Origin of the sequence: Clostridium algidicarnis DSM 15099 (genome assembly GCF_002934235.1) — a bacterium.
Taxonomy (GTDB): Bacteria; Bacillota; Clostridia; order Clostridiales; family Clostridiaceae; genus Clostridium_L; species Clostridium_L algidicarnis.
Genome location: NZ_PTIS01000003.1, coordinates 131634 through 149922, shown reverse-complemented (window position 1 = coordinate 149922; position 18289 = coordinate 131634). Strand labels below are relative to the sequence as shown.

Genomic DNA, 18289 nt, shown 5'->3' with positions numbered 1-18289 from the left:
CTCCCTTCTATCTTTTTAGATCTAATCTTTGCTTTTTCCTAATATCCCTTTAAATATAAAATCCACTCAATAAAAATAATTATTAAAGATAGTATTATTAAATATACCCTAAGGTTTAATCCACCTTTTATAGATTTGTTTTCTTTTAAATTATCTATTGATTTGTTTTCTTCTTCAATGTTTGACTCACTATCTGTTGGAAAGTTTACTGTAAATGATGTTTTTATACTTTCCTCATTTATGTTTTGAACTACCTCATAAATTCCTATAATATCTGTTCCTCTATATGGCTTTAAAGGAAACCTTAAATCTATAATCTCCTCTTCACCTTTAGGATTTGTGATCTTAACTGCTTCACCATCTACTCTAGCATTTATCTTAACCTCTTCTCCTGATTTAAAGCTATATTTATCTAACATTCCATTATCTAAAAGTCTTCCTACTACATTATGAATTAATATAGGAAATTCAGCTTTAAGTGTCAAATCTGAGTTATGAAGATCAAAGCCTAAAACCCCTACAACCTTTCCATTATAATTCCCTATGAATCCTAGGCTGTCTTCTTCTACCCTTAAAAATTCCTCAGCCCAATTTGGTTTTTCTATTTCCTTATAACTTTTAATAGCAAATTTCAACCCTTCAGTATACTTACTAAGGCTACTTTTAGTTACTACTCCATCCCCTCCTTGAAGCTCTTCTTTAACATTAAATATAGAATTACTTTCAGGATTTATAAGAAGTAGATTTCCGCCCTTTGGAATGTTTGTTGGTGTTATATTATCGAATATATAAAGATCATATTTATCTTCTTTATTTATATTTGATTCTTCATTTGTCTTATAAATATCTATACTAGGTATAGTTTGCAAAGCTCTTTCTAGAAATATATTTTTTTCTGTAACAAGAAGAACCTTTTTCTTATCTTCATTCAATACCTTTTCAAATATAAAATTATCTTCTTTTATGCTATCTTCTTCTGTAAGTTCTGCTTTAAGTATATCTCCTTTAAAGTATATTTTATCAAAGAGAACATTTTTACTTTCTTTTGGATTTAAAGTTATAGATTTTATATCTAAAAGTTTCTCATCCCCATATAAAGCTACATCAGAAGTGTATTCATAGCTTCCCCTATTAGTTACCTTAACTAGTACCTTAAGTTCTTCTTTATTTTCACTATAAGAAAGAAAATCTAATGATGCATTACTTGACTTTTGTGTTAAATCAACTACTTTACCATTTATGTCTTCTATATCTAAAGCTTTATCAGTGAAAAATATAGCTTCATAGCTTTCGCTTTCCTTGGTTAATGCTCTTATAATAGATAAACTGTCCTCTATATTTCCACTTACAGACTTTATCTTTATAGATTTCACCTTATCTTTTGCTAAACTTTTATCTTTAGAACTAGAAAGCTCTATAGAAGGCTTTTCTGCTGCATTTATTATTGTAACTTCTGCATCTGTATTTATAGAATCTATGTACTCTTCAGCACGTCTTTTAGACTCTTCAATTCTTGTAACATCCCCATAGGTTGCAGTCATACTACCAGTGCTATCCATTACTATTATTATATTTTTATAATCACTACCCATCATAGATAAAAATGGGTCTGTTAATGCAAAAGTTAAAAATAGTATAGTTAAAAGTTGTAGTAAAAGCATTATATTATATCTTAATTTTTCAAAAGGAGTAGATACTTCAACATTCTTATATACTTCTTTCCATAAAAACGTACTTGGTATAATATGATCTTGTGACTTTTGTTTCAAAAGATATAAAAATATAAGTAAAGGGATAAAAGTCAAAAATATAAGTGGCCATGAATTTACAAATTTCATACTCTCACCCCTATCTTTTATTTATTAGTCCTTGAACTGTTAAATCTTTAAATACTATCTTCTCAATAGAATCTTCAGAACTTATAGGTACATAAGTTGCGCCATACTTAGTTGCTATGCTATTAATATCTTCTTTAAATGTTAATAGCTCTCTTTCATATATATTTAATATTGAAGGATTTAAGTTTACTCTAACACTTTCATCACTTTCAGAATCTAATAAATTTAGATTTCCATTTAACGTAGGGTAAAGCTCTTCTTTTGATAATACATGAATTAAAATTACCTTTTGCTTTTTATACACCAAATACCTTATAGATTCCTCTAAAGATTCTTTATGAAAGAAGTCAGATATCAAAATAGATACCCCTTTTCTTTTTGGTCTAAAATCTTTTATAGCTGAATATATACTATTTGTGCCTTTAAATTCTATTTTTGAAAGTTCCTTTAATAAGTCTTGTAATAAAGGCTTACCTGCTCCAGATTTTATATTTCTTAACCCTTCACTACTTATTAAATTTACACAAACCCTATCAAGATTATTTAGTATTATATATGAAAGTGCTCCTATTATCTTAAGGGCTTCATTAGACTTTTTATACTCACCAAAATCCATAGACTTACTACTATCTATAAAAAAGTTAAATTCAGCTTCTCTCTCTTCCATAAATAACTTTATAAATAATTTTTCAGATCTAGCATAGGCATTCCAATCTATACGCCTTATGTCATCTCCTGGTGTGTACTCTCTAAAATCCGAGAACTCTAGGGATGTACCTTTTGAATTTGATTTTCTTCCTCCCTTATTACCAAGGCTTAATCTCATATTTAGATTTATATTTATATTTTGTAATCTTTTAAAAAAATCTTTATCAAATAAATCATAGTCCATATTCTATACTACCTTTATTTCTTCTAGGATACTTTTTATAATATCATCTGGATTAATCCCTTCAGAAAGTCCTTCAAAGTTAAGAAATATTCTATGCCTTAAGGATGGATATGCCACTATCTTTATATCTTCAAAGGATACATTAAATCTACCTTCCATCATAGCCCTAACTTTAGCAGCTTTAAATATAGCTTGAGCTCCTCTAGGGCTTGATCCTATGCTAATATACTTTTTAGTAACCTCTGGAGAATTCTTTAATTCTGGGTGCGTTGCTAAAATTAGTTTTAAGGCATATTCAGAAACTGCATCAGATATAGGTATTTCTTTTGTAATCTCTCTTATACTAAGTATATCTTCTGCATTTAATATGGCATTAATTTTCACCTTTTTATTTGTAACAGTTATATCCATTATTCTTTTTAATTCTTCTAAAGAAGGAAACTCCACAAATACCTTAAACAAAAACCTATCTAGTTGTGCTTCTGGAAGAGGATAGGTGCCTTCCATTTCAATAGGATTTTGAGTTGCTAAAACCATAAATGGTTCTGATAACTTATAAGTATTTTTACCTACAGTTACAGTCTTTTCTTGCATAGCTTCTAATAATGCTGACTGAGTTTTAGGTGTTGCCCTATTTATTTCATCTGCTAAAACTAAGTTCGCAAATATTGGTCCCTTTTCAAATCTAAATTCATTTGTATCATTTTCTTTAACTATCATGTTAGTTCCTACCACATCAGAGGGCATTAGATCTGGAGTAAATTGTATTCTTGAAAAGGAAAGATCTAATACCTTAGATAAGACCTTCACAAGTTCAGTTTTACCAAGCCCTGGAACACCCTCAAGTAGTATATTCCCCTCACTTAAAATTCCTACTATAACTTGCCTTATTATATCCTTTTGTCCAATTATGCCTTTGGATATTTCATCTTCACAAGCCTTTATCTTATCTATAACCTTATCTATATCCTCTTTATTCAATTCCATTATTTCACCCCATATTATTGTAATCCTTCAAAATAGCTTTTTATTATATCTTTTAATGCTTCCGGTATTGTTAGATTATTGACACTATCATAGGCCTCTTTAGTATAATCTCCTATTACTTTATCATAATTTATAGATTCTCCTCTTTTTTCTATACCTTTATCTGAATCTACTGTTTGTGATGAAGAATTGTTATTTTTGTTTCCTGTAAGATTTTCGTCATTTCCTTCATTTCTATTTGGAATAAATACCTCTTCTTTATTTAAAGGAGTACTAGTATCAGTTTTATTTATACCGTTCTTGCTTCCTTTATTAAACCCTTCACCTTTTCCCTTTTCACTACCTTGACCTTCCCCATTACTCTTACCTTCTCCTTGGCCTTCACCAACGTCTTCGCCTTGACCTTTTTCCTTGCCTTCACCACTTTGTTCCTTCTTTTCACCCTTATTATCACCCTTTGAAGCTGTTCCTTCTGTTTCATCCACCAAAGATTTTAAGGCTTCACTAGTTTTCTTTTCGTTTTCATCACTTATATTTCCCTCTTTAACATCCTTTGATATATCTCTTAAAGCTTCCTTTAAATCTTCATCATCAATATTCAAAGAAGCCTCTTTAAGAGACCTAGATATTTGACTTTTTTCTAAATCGCCTAAAGATGATACACTGCTTTTAATATCTTTTAACGCCTTATCTATGCCTTCTTTATTCTTATCAGCTAACTGCTTTGAAAGGTCCTCCATAAATTTATCTTCTGAAAACTTATCCGCTAATTTATTTAAATCTTTATTAGCCTTCTCTTTTCTTTCCTCTTTCCCCTTGGGGCTTATATCCTTTTGGACATTTTTAAGTATCTCCTGCTTTTCCTTACTAAGACTAGGATCTTTAGCTTCTTTTTCAAGCTTTTTATCTAATCTTTCTAAAGATTTTTCTATATCTTTTTCTGTTTTTGCAGTTGTTATTTCTTTTTCTGTCTTTTCTAAGACTTCTATTATCTTTTTCTTTTCATCTTCACTAAGTTTATCTATTTTTTGTATAACCTTTTTTTGTTCTTCTATTTTATTTAAAGTTTCTTTCTCAAACTTTTTAGTTATTTCTATTTCTTTTGCTAATGTTTTAGCCTCAGTTTTTATAAACATTCCAAGAGAAGATATCACTACTAAAGATATTACCATTATAACTTTTTTCTTTTCTATTATTATAGGAATCTTCTCTTTTATATTGAAAGACTCTATAAACCTTGCAGTATCTTCTTTTTGAAGACTATAAACTCTTTTTTCTTTACCTATGCTTTCTAAGGCGGTAGATAATCTTTCATCCAAGCCTTTGCTATCTATTATAAGTGCCTGTTTTTCCTTGTTTGGGAGCCTTATCATTGAATATATAAAGCTTATACATACACCTATTAACAAAATGGATATATAAATAACTTTAATTTTATATATGGGAACAACTAAAGACATTAGTGATGGTATACTAGACACTATTAATGTTATTATAAGGCCTATAACAAAGTCATTTAAAAATAAATTTAACTTAAGCCTTTTTGAGGCCTTCTTAAAAAAGTTTATTATCTTTAAATCTAAGCTACTCATATCTTACTCATTCTTTTCTTATTATATCTTTTTATAGGATTTAATTTCCATGCAGATAAAAAAATCAATATTACAGACATTATAACCTCAACTATGCAGTTTATTATCCAGGTATTTGCATATTGACTAACTGTCCTTATTCCAGGGATTCCTCCCCCACTACCTATTTGATTAGACACAAGTGAAATATATCCCCATAAAGGATTAAGATATAAATAAAATGGTGCCGAAAAGTTTTGTAATGTTGATTGTCCTATAGATATATATTTTAAATTTATATATTGAAAATATATAAATGTTATAAATAATGTACCTAATGTTAAGAAAAGTCCCACAGCGTAAACCACAACATTCGATACCCTAGAACTTTTAAAAAAGGTCGATATGAAAATTGAAATACTCCCTACATACAATGCAGTTACTAAATAAAATATTGTAATCTGAAATATATGCATAACACTTACTCCACCAAATAAAAATACCAAGGAAAATACTGGTATAGTTGAGATGATAAGTAGTACGACTTTACTTAAAGATGCAACAAGCTTTCCTGTTACTATAGACAATGGAGACATCTTTGTTGAGAGAAGTATGTCTAAAGTCTGCCTTTCTCTTTCACCTGAAATTGCTGATGCGGATAAAGAAGGTACAATAAATAATATTAAAACTAATTGTAAACTTTCAATAGCCATATACAAAGTTGGCAATTCTTCATACCTTGCTCCACCATAAGCCATGTTTTTTAAAAATGTTCCAAAAGTAATTACCGCAACGGAGGATAATACGCCTACATAAATAGCAATTAGCACTCCTATTCGCCATGTTCTTACAGTAGTTTTTGCTTCTTTTCTAAGAACTGGATTTATATTTATTTTCATAATAGCACCTCCTATTTATGTTGTTTTTCTGTAATCTTCATAAATATATCTTCAAGATTCCCACTTTCTTTAGCAAAGGACACCACAGGGATATCATTGTTTATCAAAACTTTAAGAACCTCCACCATTTCTTCCTCTTTTCCTCCAAAACCAACTGTTATATTGTTATTATCCACAATTAAATTATTTAGGTATGGTAGTTCTTTTAAAAGTTTAACTCCACCTTCTACTTTGTCTAGTAATTTTATCTTTATTGGATGGGCATAATTCATTTTCATCATTATCTCATCAACAGTAGATGTAACCACCATTTTACCATCCTCTATTATACCTATATTAGTACAAAGTTCAGCAAGCTCTGGTAATATATGTGAACTTATTAGTATTGTCTTACCCATCTCCCTTAGATTTTTCAAAATTGATTTCATCTCATATCTTGCTCTAGGATCCATTCCTGATGCAGGCTCATCTAATATTAAAAGTTCTGGATTATGCACAAGGCTTCTTGCAAGACAAAGTCTTTGTTTCATTCCTCTTGATAAACCATCTACATAAAAATCTGCCTTGTCCTTTAGATTAACTATTTCTAATAGATCCATAGATAACTTTTTTGCCTCTTTACCTACTACTCCATATATAGAAGCATAAAACTCTAAATATTCTATAGTTTTTAAGTTCTCGTAAACTCCAAAAAAATCTGGCATATATCCTATCTTTTCTTTAAGCTTTTTGTTTTCCCTCATACCATCTATACCATCTACATAAACCTCACCAAAATCTGCTTCTAAAAGTCCTGCTACGATTTTCATAGTTGTAGTTTTACCGGCACCATTAGGACCTACAAAACCGAATATTTCGCCTTTTCCAATATTTAAGCTTACCCCATCTAGGGCAATAAATTTACCATAGGACTTTTTAAGATCTTTAATCTCTAACATTATTTTACCCCTCCTTTTATACTCATTAATGGTACCGAAGAAGGTCTACCATCACTATTTTTATTTTCACTGTTTTCTAATCTTACTTTAATTTGTCCGTTTTTTACATACCTAGATGGATTCTCTATATTAATATCAGCTCCACTAATATCCATCTTCTCATATTTATCTTCATCTATATTTAATATATAAAAGTTACCATTGAAACTACTGCTATAATCCAAAGACTCTGTATTTTTAAATCTTATAATATCAATATTTATATCTTCCTTGATTTTATAAGTTAGATTAAGACTCATATTTCCATAAATTGCACCTCGCCCTTCATCATAGTCACCCTGACCTAACTTATTATCTAAAGAAGGTTTTAAAAGTCCATAAGGGTATTCTACACTTCCATCTTCTATAAAGCTTATATTTGACTTAAAAGCTATAATATTGTTTTGATATGTCACAAGCTCATTACCGTTAACTTTTATTTTATCTTTTATCATATCTTTTGAAGATCCAATTATATATGTATTTTGATCATTTTCATTTTGCCCATATATATTCATCCTTTCAAAAAGTATTTCTAATTGTGATATCTTGTTTCTATCATTATTTGTAGCATTAGGATTCATGTGAAAAGATCTTGTTAAATCATCTATATTTTTATATTCTTTTATTACATTTTTTACATCTAGAGTATCACCTTTTTTTAAATCACCTAATTCATAAATACTAAAAGGGCTTATTATATATAAACTCTCTAAATCCGTATCTAAAGTGTTTACTATTTCCCCCTGAAGTTTACCCTCTTTAAACTTTAAGTTTGACTTTAATTCATTCAAAGCTACATCTTTTTTATTAAAATTAAAAGAATTAAGTTTAAAAGGCTTCATATCTTGAAATTCAAAATAGGTTTTATTCCCATCATAAATTACCTTCAAGTTTAGTTTTTTGTTTTCTTCCTTTAATCCAGTATTTCTATTATATTCATTAGGATCATTTATGAATTCTAAATCTACACCTTCGGGTTCCTCTACATATAAATTATTTTTGCTAGGACTTATAATTGAACTATATACCTTTGTATCTATATCATCTTTATCTTCCATTATAGTAATAGAAAATAAATTAGAGAAGGGTTTATTTATTCTTGTAGTGGATCCTATTACATATATAAACAAGCTAAAAGCTAAGGCCATTACTGGAACTGTAACCCATATATAATCTCTCTTGTTAAATTTTTTTAATACAAAATAACCTAGTGGCCCTATAATCATTATATAAACTACAAAAAGTATAGATACATTTCTTATATTAGGCAGCTTTTCTTTAGGTACAGTATTTAATATATTGTTTAGATTATAATTATTTTGTCTTCCTTCACTTCCCACTTCCTTTAATACATTTGGCATATTTGAAGATATTAATTTAGATATAAATACGTCCCTTGAACTCCAACCTATAAAAGGTTCAATACCTAAATCAATGCCAGAAAGTATTATAACTCCATCTTTTTTATTTAACTTAGACACTATAGGTGTATTGCCTTCTTTCAAAAGAACTTCACTATCTTTAATATTTATATTTAAAATTTCTCCATTTAAGGTTCCTGTTGAATCATCATCTATATATTCATTTAAAGAGTTTAATCTTTTAGTTTCTGTACCCACTATCTCTGCATTTATAAAGCCATCTTTAAACAAAGATAGGGTTTTTGAATAATTTGATCCTGTACCTACAACAAGTACCTTTCCAGACTCTACCCACTCTTTAATAGCTTCATATTGATTTTTAGAAAGTACTGATGTATCAAAATTATCTATTACTAATATATCTAAAGCATCTAAAGCTTTATAGTTTTCTCCAATATTATCTTTAGTTAATTTAACAGCAACTGTATCTAATTCTATAATATTTGAGTTGCTTACACCCTTGTTTGAATCATTACCTTCTATTTTAATATTATTAAAATAGCTAAGGCTACTAAAATCCTCTGAAAGTACACCTACAAGCTTTTGATTTTGTAATAGTCTTCCGTTCTCGATTCTAACTTTTGTACTCCCTAATGGCTTATTGTTTTGTTCTATTAGAACTTCAATTTCATTAGAAATATCCATAAAAGGTATCGCTATAATAAAGTTTTTCTTAGATTCTTTTGGAAGATTAATTGCTTGACTATATATATTATACTGATTTTGAGTAGTAGGGAATTTTATTTGTAGTTCTCCTTCAATATCCTTATTTCCATTTTTCACTTCAATAAAAATGGGGATGTTATTACCTATTTTATACCTTCCATCAAACCCATATTCTACTGTAATTTCTATATCTCCATCTACAGGTTCTGCACTAACAGCTTTCCCATTACCTCCACATATTAGTAAAAATATAAAAGCACATATAAACAATATTACCTTTTTATTTCCTCTATACTTCATTATATATTATTCCTCCCTTTTACTAGTTATAAAAATATCTTACCATATGCAAACTTTTAAAAGTTAATTTTAGTTAACAAAAATACATCATCAAAAAAAGATGCACCACATTAGTGCATCCCTAACCTTTATAATATTTTATCAAAATCGTATTTATCTATATCTTTTTCATTAATTCCAATAAAATTAATTTCAATACCATCTTCTTTTAATAACTGCATAAACTCTTGCATGTATATTCCTGGTTTATTATCATAGGTTATATCTTTTTTTAAATCCTCTAGATTTTCTATCTGCGATATTTCGCCTTTCCAGCTATTAGACCCACAGCTTACATCTATTCCACAACTTGGGCTTCCGTTTACTCCTATTATATGCTTTATTTCATAATCATTTGCTTCATACTCTTTTATTTGCAAAATTATTGGTTCTAATATTTCTCTACAATGTTTTCTAAAATATGGATTATCAAATTGGTTTCTCACATGTCCCCATCTTCTCATTCCGTAAAATGTAAGTTCAGGACAAGGAAGTTGTATAATCCCATAATTTCTTTCAATCAGGGCATAAACTAAAGGCTTTAATATAGCTTTATATCTGCAAGGTCCCTCTACCTTTGAATTTGCGTTTAAAAAACAATGAGGAACTATGCATATCTTTCTACTTCTTTCCATAACATTACTCCCTCCGCTTATAAGATAATAGTAGGCAAATAAAATTTACCTACTATTATCATTTAGTTACTTCTAGCTTCATTCATAGCTTTTTCGCCTTTTTCTTGAGCATCTTTAAGCGCTTCATCTATAGTTTTCTTTTCATTAAATACTTGCTCTAGTTCTTCTCCTAATACATCTAAAGCTGGTATGGAACCAATAGATCTACTTCCTGTCCACCCTTTATCCAAAGTTTGCATTGGAACTGCTTTTACTGGATTCTCTTTTAAGAACTTTTGATATTCTTCACTTTTTATAGCTGATGTTCTAACTGGCATATACCCAGTTTTCATGGAGAAATATGCAGTATTTTCAGTATTAATTAAATGCTTTAGGTAAAGCCATCCAGCAAGTTTTTGTTCTTTAGTTGCTGTATTAAACATTGCTACATTCGTCCCATAATAAAGTTGAGCATCTTCTTTATTTACTGGTAGTGGTGCCGAAAACCATTTTCCTTTAAACCCTTTTTGAATATAAGGAATCGCCGAAGTTGAAGCTACACACATTGCTGCCTTTCCTTTAATAAAAGTATTATTAGAGTTTTTGTCTTCACCTGCTAGTGTAGCAACTTTATCTTTCATCATTCCTCCTATAAATTCTACAGCTTCTTTTGTTTCTTTAGTGTTAAAGTTAATTTTATCATCTTTTTCGCTAATTATTTCTCCGCCACATTGTCTTACCCAAATTCCTATATCTGTTGAAATATTATTTTCAAATGCTACTCCATAAACTTCTGGATTCCCATCATTATTGGAGTCTACAGTAAGTTTTTTTGCTGCATCTTTAAATTCATCCCAAGTTTTAGGTACAGAAACATTCTTTTCTTTTAACATGTCCTCATTATAATAAAGCACCATTTGGCTTTTATTAAAAGGTAATGTATACTGTTTATCACCAAATGTTCCATCTTCATAAAATATTTTAGGCATATCTTCTACTTCTTCTTTTTTCATTCCTACTTTATCATTTGATATATAAGTATTTAAATCTTCAACTAAATCTTTATCTATGTACCACGTAAGTCTATTATTATATATTTGAGTCATAGTAGGAAGTGTATTGCTTTTTGCACCTCCCATTAACTTTTCAAATAATTCTCTATACCCTCCTTGATTTACAAGGTTAACTTTAATTTTAGGGTTCTTTTCTTCAAAATCTTTAGTTATTTTTGTTAAAGCCTCCTCATTTTCACCTTTCATAGAATGCCAAAAGTCTATTTCAACATTTTCTTTAATTTCCGTCTCTATACTAGCTACCTTTTTATCTTCTTTAGTTTCTGATTTTGTTGAGCAACCTATCATTGATAAAGACATTACTCCTGCTAATATAATTGATATACTTCTTTTTTTCATTATGTAAAACCCCCTCTTAAATTTTAATATTATATTAATATTTAAATCAAATAAACACACTTTTGGTTTTAGGTATATTTTAAAATCACAGTTAAAATTTAAAAACTAACATTAAATATAGTTTTTATCCTTTAATTCCACCCTTACTAACTCCATTAATTATGTACTTTGATAAAAATATAAATATTATAATCATTGGTGTTATAATTATAGTTGAAGCTGCCATTAACATATGGTAATCCATCCCTACTTCCGAAGAAAACTTTGCTAAGATAATTGGTAAGGTCCTCATCTTCTCTGAATTAGTCATAATTAAAGGCCACATAAAAGAATTCCAACTATTAATTATTTTAAGTATTGCTATAGTAAATATAGCTGGTCTTGCAATAGGTATAACAATTTTAATTAAATATTTAAAGTCACTACAATTATCTACCTTTGCTGCATAATAAAGTTGTTTTGGTATATTTAAAAAATATTGTCTTAGAAAGAAAATTGAAGTTACACTTGTGCACCAAGGTATAATTAATGCCTTGTAAGTGTTTATCCATTTTATCTTACTCAAAGTTACAAAGTTGGGTATAAGAAGCACTTCTCCTGGTACCATCATAGTTCCAATTAATAAAGTAAATATTATATCCTTACCCTTAAAGTCCAAATTGGAAAAAGCAAAGGCTGCAAGTATAGTTGTTATAAGTTCTCCTGCAGTAATAGCTATAGTAATAACCACACTATTCAAAAAATATCTACTGAAATTTTTTAATTTAAATACTTCAATGAAGTTTTGCCATTGAAGCTTACTTGGTACAATAACAGGTGGATTTGCAAATACTTCTTCTGGAGATTTAAGTGCAGTTAATAAAATCCATATAAATGGGGTTAGTATAAATACTGCTGTTATAATAAGGACTATGTAAATCAAAACCTTTTCTAGTGTTACCTTTTTCAACATAATCCCCCCCTAATAATGAACTTTCTTTTTTGCAATTTTAAATTGAACTAAAGTAAATATAAGTATTATTATAAAAAGTATGAAGGCCGCTGATGAAGCTACTGCAAACTGCCAGTTCATATAAAACTTATTAAAAATATAATATACTATGGTCATACCACTTTTTAATGGTCCTGGTGATTTGTCATACAGCACAAAAATTTCATCAAATAATTTAAATCCTCTTATAATAGAAGTTATAGAGAGAAAAAGTATAATTGGGGATAAAAGAGGTAGTGTTATCTCTCTAAATATATTCCACTTACTTGCACCATCCACCTTAGCTGCATAATAGTACCTATCATCTATATTTTGGAGTCCTGCTAATATTATAACTACATTGTACCCAAGACTTTTCCAAATATTTAATAGTATAAGAAGTGGCATAGTATATTCAGGACTTTTTAAAAATTGTTTTGATGCAAAACCTAATGTATTCAATACCAAATTTACAAGACCTTGATCACTGTTAAATATCCATCTCCATCCTACTGAAATTGCCACGGTACTGGTTACAAATGGTAAAAAATAAGCACTTCTAAAAAAGTTTTTTAGCTTTAAATTTTGATTTAATAGTGTAGCGATAAATATAGCTAAACCTATTGATAAAGGTACAGTAATAGCTACATAGGTAAAAGTATTTCTTAAGGCAATATAAAAATCTCCATCTGTAAGAACGTATATATAATTATCAAAACCTCTTTCATAAACTATGTCTTTTATATAATCAAACTTTGTGTAAAAACTCATAATCAATACCTTGATAACAGGATATATTTGAAAAACAATTAATATCAATAAACTTGGTAATATATATAGAAATCCTTTTGACTTTTTCATACTGAATCCCTAAACTTATGTATCTTTTTAAACTTTATAAAAACATCTTGTCCTATTTTATAATTACATTCTCCTGTTATTATAGACTTTAACTCTATACCTTTACATATTAGCGTAATATGAGTATCTCTTCCTAAAGATATTATGTTTTTTATATGTGCAATAGTTAATTCACTATATCTTTCTTCCTTTGGATAAATTATTATATCTTCTGCTCTTATTCCAAAGGTCTTTATTCTTTCATCCAGAATCTTTTCTAAATTACCAATACTTTTAATAAAATCTTCTTTTTTTATTAGATTTATCTTAGGATTTCCTATAAAGGTAGCTACATAAATAGAGCTTGGACTATGATAAAGCTCTTCTCCAGTGGAAAACTGTACTACTTTTCCCTTGTTCATTAACAATATTTTATTTGATATTGATAAGGCTTCTTCTTGATCGTGTGTTACAAATAATGTGGTTATATTAAAGTCTTTTTGAAGATTTTTCACCTCTTCTCTCATTTCTATCCTTAGCGCTGCATCCAAATTAGAAAAAGGCTCGTCCATAAGAAGAAGTCCTGGTTTTTTTATCAAAGCCCTTCCTATAGCTACCCTTTGTTGCTGTCCTCCTGAGAGTTCCTTAGGTTTTCTTTTGAGCAATTCTTCAATTTTAAGTAAATTACTTATAGCTTTTGCTGCCTCTATCGCTTTATTTTTACTAACCTTATTCATTTTTAGTGGAAACATGAGATTTTCAAGTACTGTCATATGTGGATATAACGAATAATTTTGAAATACTAATCCTATGTTTCTTTTTTCTATAGGAATGTTATTAATTAATTTTTCATCAAAATATATATTTCCTCCCGTAGGTTCCACTATTCCTGCTAACATATAAAGTAAAGTACTTTTCCCACATCCACTAGGACCTAATATAGAAACTAACTCTCCATCTTTAATGGTTACATTTAAATCATCTACAGCCATAATTTTTTCATATTGCTTTCTAAGATTTTCAATATTTACTTTCATTTAATCACCTTATATTCTTTATTAATACCATTCTTTATAATATCATCTAATGTAAGATATTTCTAATAGCTAATACAAATAGTATATTGATAACCTATAGTATCTTCTTATAGGTCAAAGGGATTAAACTAGACATATCTAATTTAATCCCTTAAGTTTTATTAACCTTATTTAATTTTAATTATTCTATATAATACTTAATTAGAATAATTTACTCCATTAACCTATTTCTAATATTCTCTATTCTATAAAAGACTTCTATAATAAATTATTATACTATATTATACTTGAAATTTGCTCATTATTTCTTCAAGATATAGTGACATCTGTGCTAACTTTTGAGCTGCTGAAGCAATTTCTTTCATTAATGCAGTTTGTTCTTCTGCTGATGCAGCTACATTTTGAGTGCTACCAGATGTTTCTTCAAACATTCTTGCCATGTTTTCTATGGATTCAACAGTATTTTGTGATCCTGCTGAAATCTCTTCAATAACTGCAGAGGCATCTTGCATTCTTGATGAAATACTATCTACTGAAACTAAGATTTCACTAAAGGACTGTCCTGCATTCTCCACTGTAGAAATTCCATTATCTACAGCCTTGCTACTTTCATCCATAGCCTTAGTAGCTTCTAAGATACTTCCTTGTATTTCATTAATAAGACTTGTTATCTGACTTGTTGAGCTAGCGGACTGTTCTGCAAGCTTTCTTACTTCTTCAGCTACTACTGCAAATCCCCTACCTTGTTCACCAGCTCTTGCAGCTTCTATTGCGGCATTTAATGCTAATAAGTTTGTTCTTTCTGCTATTTCACTTATTACCAATACTATATTACCAATTTCAGAAGACTTCTTACCTAATGTATTTATATTTCCGGATAAAAGTCCTACTTTATTATTTATATTACGCATTTGATCTATAGCTTTATATACAACGTCATTTCCATCTTTAGCCTTCTTATATGTGCTAAGTGATTCTTCTGCCATATTTTGAACATTTGAACTTATATGCTCTATTCCCTCAGATATTTCTCCGACCATTTTACTACTATCTTTCATAAGTTCTTCTTGCTTTTCAGAATTAGAAGCTATATCTTGAATAGACATTGCAATTTGATCTGTAGCTGATTCTGTTTGTTCAGAACTTGCTGAAAGCTCTTCTGATGCTACAGCTAATTGTTCTATATTCTTCCTTATGTTAAATACCACTTCTTTCAAGTTCACTGCCATATTATTAAGATGCATAGTCATCTGCCCAATCTCATCATCACCACTTAACTTAATAGTTTTAGTTAGATCATTTTCTGATATTGCTATGGCAAGATTGTTCACATCCTTCAATCCCTTTGTAATATTAGTAGCTACAAAAAGAATAGTTAATGTAATTAATATAGATGATATGACTATTATTATACTAAGTAAATTAAAAAGTTTCTTAGAGCTTGCTAGTAACTCTGATTCTGGTATAGTTAATACTAATATCCAATTTGTTTCTGGAACCTCTTCATAATATGCTATTATTTTTTCCCCTTCTAATTTATAATCAGAAACTCCTGTTTTTGATGATAATATAGTTGCCCCTAAAGATTTTAAGGATGAATCTTCCTCTTCAGTAATTTTAGTTTTTAATATCTTATCTGCTTCCACACCAGCTATATATTGGCCTTCTTTATCTACTAAGAATGCTTTCCCTTTTTCTCCTACTTTTATGTCTGTTATATTTTCCTGTAACGTAGTTAAATTAATATCTGCAGTAGCAACACCTAAATGTTCTTTATTAGAGTCATAAAAGGGGGCTGTAGCTGTTACCATAGCAGTTTTTGATACCTCATCGTAATAAGCCTTAGACCATTTTGTAATGCCCCCCTTTTCCTTTATCCCATTTTGATACCATTCTAGATTGTGGTAATCATATTCTTCATTGCTATAATCATCTATAAAAAGAGTTTTATCACCCACTTTATGAGCATAAGGTCCAAAATACTTTGATTTTTCTTCATACCTATAAGGTTCAAACCAAATTCCTGCTCCATAAGTTTCTTTATTAGTAAGTATCGTCTCTCTTAACATTTCACCATACTGTTCCTTTGACAAGGAATCCATTGCTAATTGAGCTACTTTTGATAATGATTCAGCAATTTGTCCATTTTCTACTAAGCTTTTTTCAATCAAATTTTTATTTCCTTCAAGTTGATTTTTCATGCTTACTTCTACTTTTTCACTTATAATGTTTTTCTACTTTTCATAACTTATGTAATTCATGACAAACATAGCCACTAAAATTATAGGTAAAATTGTTACTATTATTTTCATCCTTATGGTTTTAATCTTTTTCATTCCAGTCACTCCCAAAATATTTTTTAGTTGAAGTTATATAACATTATTATTTAAGTCTATTAAAAATAAGTGCATTAAGATATTCTTTTCTCAATCTTTTAATACACTTATCTTTTTAATTTTATTAACTTCTTAATTAAATTAAATCTTTTAAATAACATTTAAATAACATACATTATATTATCGTCAAATTGTTTCATTACTTTACAAATTTCTAAATAAAAATGCCCTATTTATAATTTACGTTATTATAAATAAGGCATAATCTTTGATTAATTACTTAATTTTCAAATTATTAACAGCATTTTTTAATCTGTCTAAAGCTTCTTTTATATAAGTTCTAGGACACCCTATATTCATCCTCATAAACCCTTCTCCTACTTTTCCAAAAGAATATCCATCATTAAATCTTACTTTTACCTTTTCTCTTATAAAATCATCTAATTGAGTCTTGTTCATCCCAAGTTTCCTCATATCTAGCCACAATAAATATGTACCTTCTGGTTTATGCATTTTTATATTTGGTAATTGTTCTTTTAAATACTTTTCAACGAATTTTATATTCACCTCTAAATACTCTAATAATTCTTCTTTATATCTTTCTCCATATTTATAACAAACCTCAAAAGAAGTTATTCCAAATATATTGCCCCAGCTATACCCTTCCCTTCCAGTTGTAAATGTATTTCTTAAATCTTTGTTTGGTATTATAGCAAAGGCCTGGCCTAGACCCGCCACATTAAAAGTTTTACTAGGGGCCATCAAGGTTATAGAATTTTGTTCAAATTCTTTACATATAGATGCAACAGGAATATGCTTAAATCCCTTATAAACTATATCAGAATGAATTTCGTCTGATATAATGATAACTGTATTTTTCACACATATTTCTCCTAAAGCTTTTAACTCTTCTTTGGTCCAAACTCTCCCTATTGGATTGTGAGGATTACAAAGAATCATCAACTTTGGTTTTTCTGTTTCTACTGTGCTTTGTAAATTTTGTAAGTCCATTTTATAACCTTCATCTGTAAGTTTAAGATTATTTAAGAGAAGGTTTCTTCCCATCGCATTAGCGACGGAATAAAATCGTGGATAAACAGGCGGTTGTATGACTACGCTATCAGTTTTTTCCGTAAAAACATTTAATGATGTAGCAATACCATCTACTACACCCGGAAGAAACACTATCCACTCTTTTTTTATATCCCATCCATGATTTTCTTTAAGGCTACTTACTACAACATCATATACCTCATCTTTAATATATGTGTACCCAAATATTGATTGTTCACTTCTCTTCTTAATAGCTTCTTGTACTTCAATGGGTGCTGGAAAATCCATATCTGCTACCCACATAGGTATGGTACTTTCTCCAAAATCCATCATACTTTTATCCCACTTTACGCAAGTAGTTCCTCTTCTATTAACTATTTCATCAAAATTATATTGCATTCTCCTCACTCCTTAGCTTAAATTTATAAATCTTT

The 18289-nt window shown here is 29.1% G+C and carries 14 protein-coding genes; all 14 read right to left on the bottom strand.

Translation table 11 applies throughout. From position 1 onward, the window contains the following. Window positions 1–38 precede the first annotated feature (38 nt). A complete protein-coding gene (locus BD821_RS03975) occupies window positions 39–1838 on the bottom strand; it encodes a vWA domain-containing protein (RefSeq protein ID WP_104409416.1) in 1800 nt (599 codons plus the stop codon). A 10-nt stretch (window positions 1839–1848) separates the two neighbouring features. Beyond that, window positions 1849–2730, bottom strand: coding sequence for a DUF58 domain-containing protein (locus BD821_RS03970; protein ID WP_104409415.1), 882 nt, complete (start codon window positions 2728–2730; stop codon window positions 1849–1851). A 3-nt stretch (window positions 2731–2733) separates the two neighbouring features. After that, window positions 2734–3717, bottom strand: coding sequence for an AAA family ATPase (locus BD821_RS03965; protein WP_104409414.1), 984 nt, complete (start codon window positions 3715–3717; stop codon window positions 2734–2736). Between the two features lie 14 nt (window positions 3718–3731). Next, a complete protein-coding gene (locus BD821_RS03960) occupies window positions 3732–5309 on the bottom strand; it encodes a hypothetical protein (protein ID WP_104409413.1) in 1578 nt (525 codons plus the stop codon). Continuing rightward, the gene (locus BD821_RS03955) at window positions 5306–6187 is read right to left on the bottom strand and encodes an ABC transporter permease (RefSeq protein ID WP_104409412.1); all 882 of its coding nucleotides are present in this window, start codon (window positions 6185–6187) and stop codon (window positions 5306–5308) included. Before BD821_RS03955 ends, BD821_RS03960 begins: the two co-directional genes overlap by 4 nt. An 11-nt stretch (window positions 6188–6198) precedes the next feature. Next, on the bottom strand, window positions 6199–7125 hold the full coding sequence (locus BD821_RS03950; protein ID WP_029452768.1) for an ABC transporter ATP-binding protein: 927 nt from the start codon (window positions 7123–7125) through the stop codon (window positions 6199–6201). Beyond that, window positions 7125–9554: a tripartite tricarboxylate transporter TctB family protein gene (locus BD821_RS03945; RefSeq protein ID WP_104409411.1), complete on the bottom strand. Its 2430-nt coding sequence runs from the start codon at window positions 9552–9554 to the stop codon at window positions 7125–7127. Before BD821_RS03945 ends, BD821_RS03950 begins: the two co-directional genes overlap by 1 nt. Window positions 9555–9682: 128 nt before the next feature. After that, complete coding sequence (locus BD821_RS03940; protein WP_104409410.1) at window positions 9683–10228, bottom strand: CD3072 family TudS-related putative desulfidase; 546 nt, start codon at window positions 10226–10228, stop codon at window positions 9683–9685. A gap of 62 nt (window positions 10229–10290) precedes the next feature. After that, a complete protein-coding gene (locus tag BD821_RS03935; RefSeq protein WP_104409409.1) occupies window positions 10291–11619 on the bottom strand; it encodes an ABC transporter substrate-binding protein in 1329 nt (442 codons plus the stop codon). Between the two features lie 124 nt (window positions 11620–11743). Beyond that, the gene (locus BD821_RS03930; RefSeq protein WP_404814130.1) at window positions 11744–12568 is read right to left on the bottom strand and encodes a carbohydrate ABC transporter permease; all 825 of its coding nucleotides are present in this window, start codon (window positions 12566–12568) and stop codon (window positions 11744–11746) included. A 12-nt stretch (window positions 12569–12580) separates the two neighbouring features. Further along, complete coding sequence (locus tag BD821_RS03925; RefSeq protein ID WP_341456779.1) at window positions 12581–13360, bottom strand: carbohydrate ABC transporter permease; 780 nt, start codon at window positions 13358–13360, stop codon at window positions 12581–12583. 86 nt (window positions 13361–13446) lie between these two features. After that, a complete protein-coding gene (locus BD821_RS03920; RefSeq protein WP_104409406.1) occupies window positions 13447–14466 on the bottom strand; it encodes an ABC transporter ATP-binding protein in 1020 nt (339 codons plus the stop codon). A gap of 281 nt (window positions 14467–14747) precedes the next feature. After that, entirely contained in the window at window positions 14748–16691 is a 1944-nt protein-coding gene (locus BD821_RS03915; RefSeq protein WP_278335139.1) for a methyl-accepting chemotaxis protein, read from the bottom strand. A gap of 387 nt (window positions 16692–17078) precedes the next feature. Then, the gene (locus BD821_RS03910) at window positions 17079–18254 is read right to left on the bottom strand and encodes a MalY/PatB family protein (protein WP_104409404.1); all 1176 of its coding nucleotides are present in this window, start codon (window positions 18252–18254) and stop codon (window positions 17079–17081) included. Window positions 18255–18289 lie beyond the last annotated feature (35 nt).

Excerpts from the sequence above, each read along its gene's own strand:
- BD821_RS03975 (WP_104409416.1), bottom strand. The coding sequence starts at position 1,838 with ATGAAATTTGTAAATTCATGGCCACTTATATTTTTGACTTTTATCCCT.
- BD821_RS03970 (WP_104409415.1), bottom strand. The coding sequence starts at position 2,730 with ATGGACTATGATTTATTTGATAAAGATTTTTTTAAAAGATTACAAAAT.
- BD821_RS03965 (WP_104409414.1), bottom strand. The coding sequence starts at position 3,717 with ATGGAATTGAATAAAGAGGATATAGATAAGGTTATAGATAAGATAAAG.
- BD821_RS03960 (WP_104409413.1), bottom strand. The coding sequence starts at position 5,309 with ATGAGTAGCTTAGATTTAAAGATAATAAACTTTTTTAAGAAGGCCTCA.
- BD821_RS03955 (WP_104409412.1), bottom strand. The coding sequence starts at position 6,187 with ATGAAAATAAATATAAATCCAGTTCTTAGAAAAGAAGCAAAAACTACT.
- BD821_RS03950 (WP_029452768.1), bottom strand. The coding sequence starts at position 7,125 with ATGTTAGAGATTAAAGATCTTAAAAAGTCCTATGGTAAATTTATTGCC.
- BD821_RS03945 (WP_104409411.1), bottom strand. The coding sequence starts at position 9,554 with ATGAAGTATAGAGGAAATAAAAAGGTAATATTGTTTATATGTGCTTTT.
- BD821_RS03940 (WP_104409410.1), bottom strand. The coding sequence starts at position 10,228 with ATGGAAAGAAGTAGAAAGATATGCATAGTTCCTCATTGTTTTTTAAAC.
- BD821_RS03935 (WP_104409409.1), bottom strand. The coding sequence starts at position 11,619 with ATGAAAAAAAGAAGTATATCAATTATATTAGCAGGAGTAATGTCTTTA.
- BD821_RS03925 (WP_341456779.1), bottom strand. The coding sequence starts at position 13,360 with ATGAGTTTTTACACAAAGTTTGATTATATAAAAGACATAGTTTATGAA.
- BD821_RS03920 (WP_104409406.1), bottom strand. The coding sequence starts at position 14,466 with ATGAAAGTAAATATTGAAAATCTTAGAAAGCAATATGAAAAAATTATG.
- BD821_RS03910 (WP_104409404.1), bottom strand. The coding sequence starts at position 18,254 with ATGCAATATAATTTTGATGAAATAGTTAATAGAAGAGGAACTACTTGC.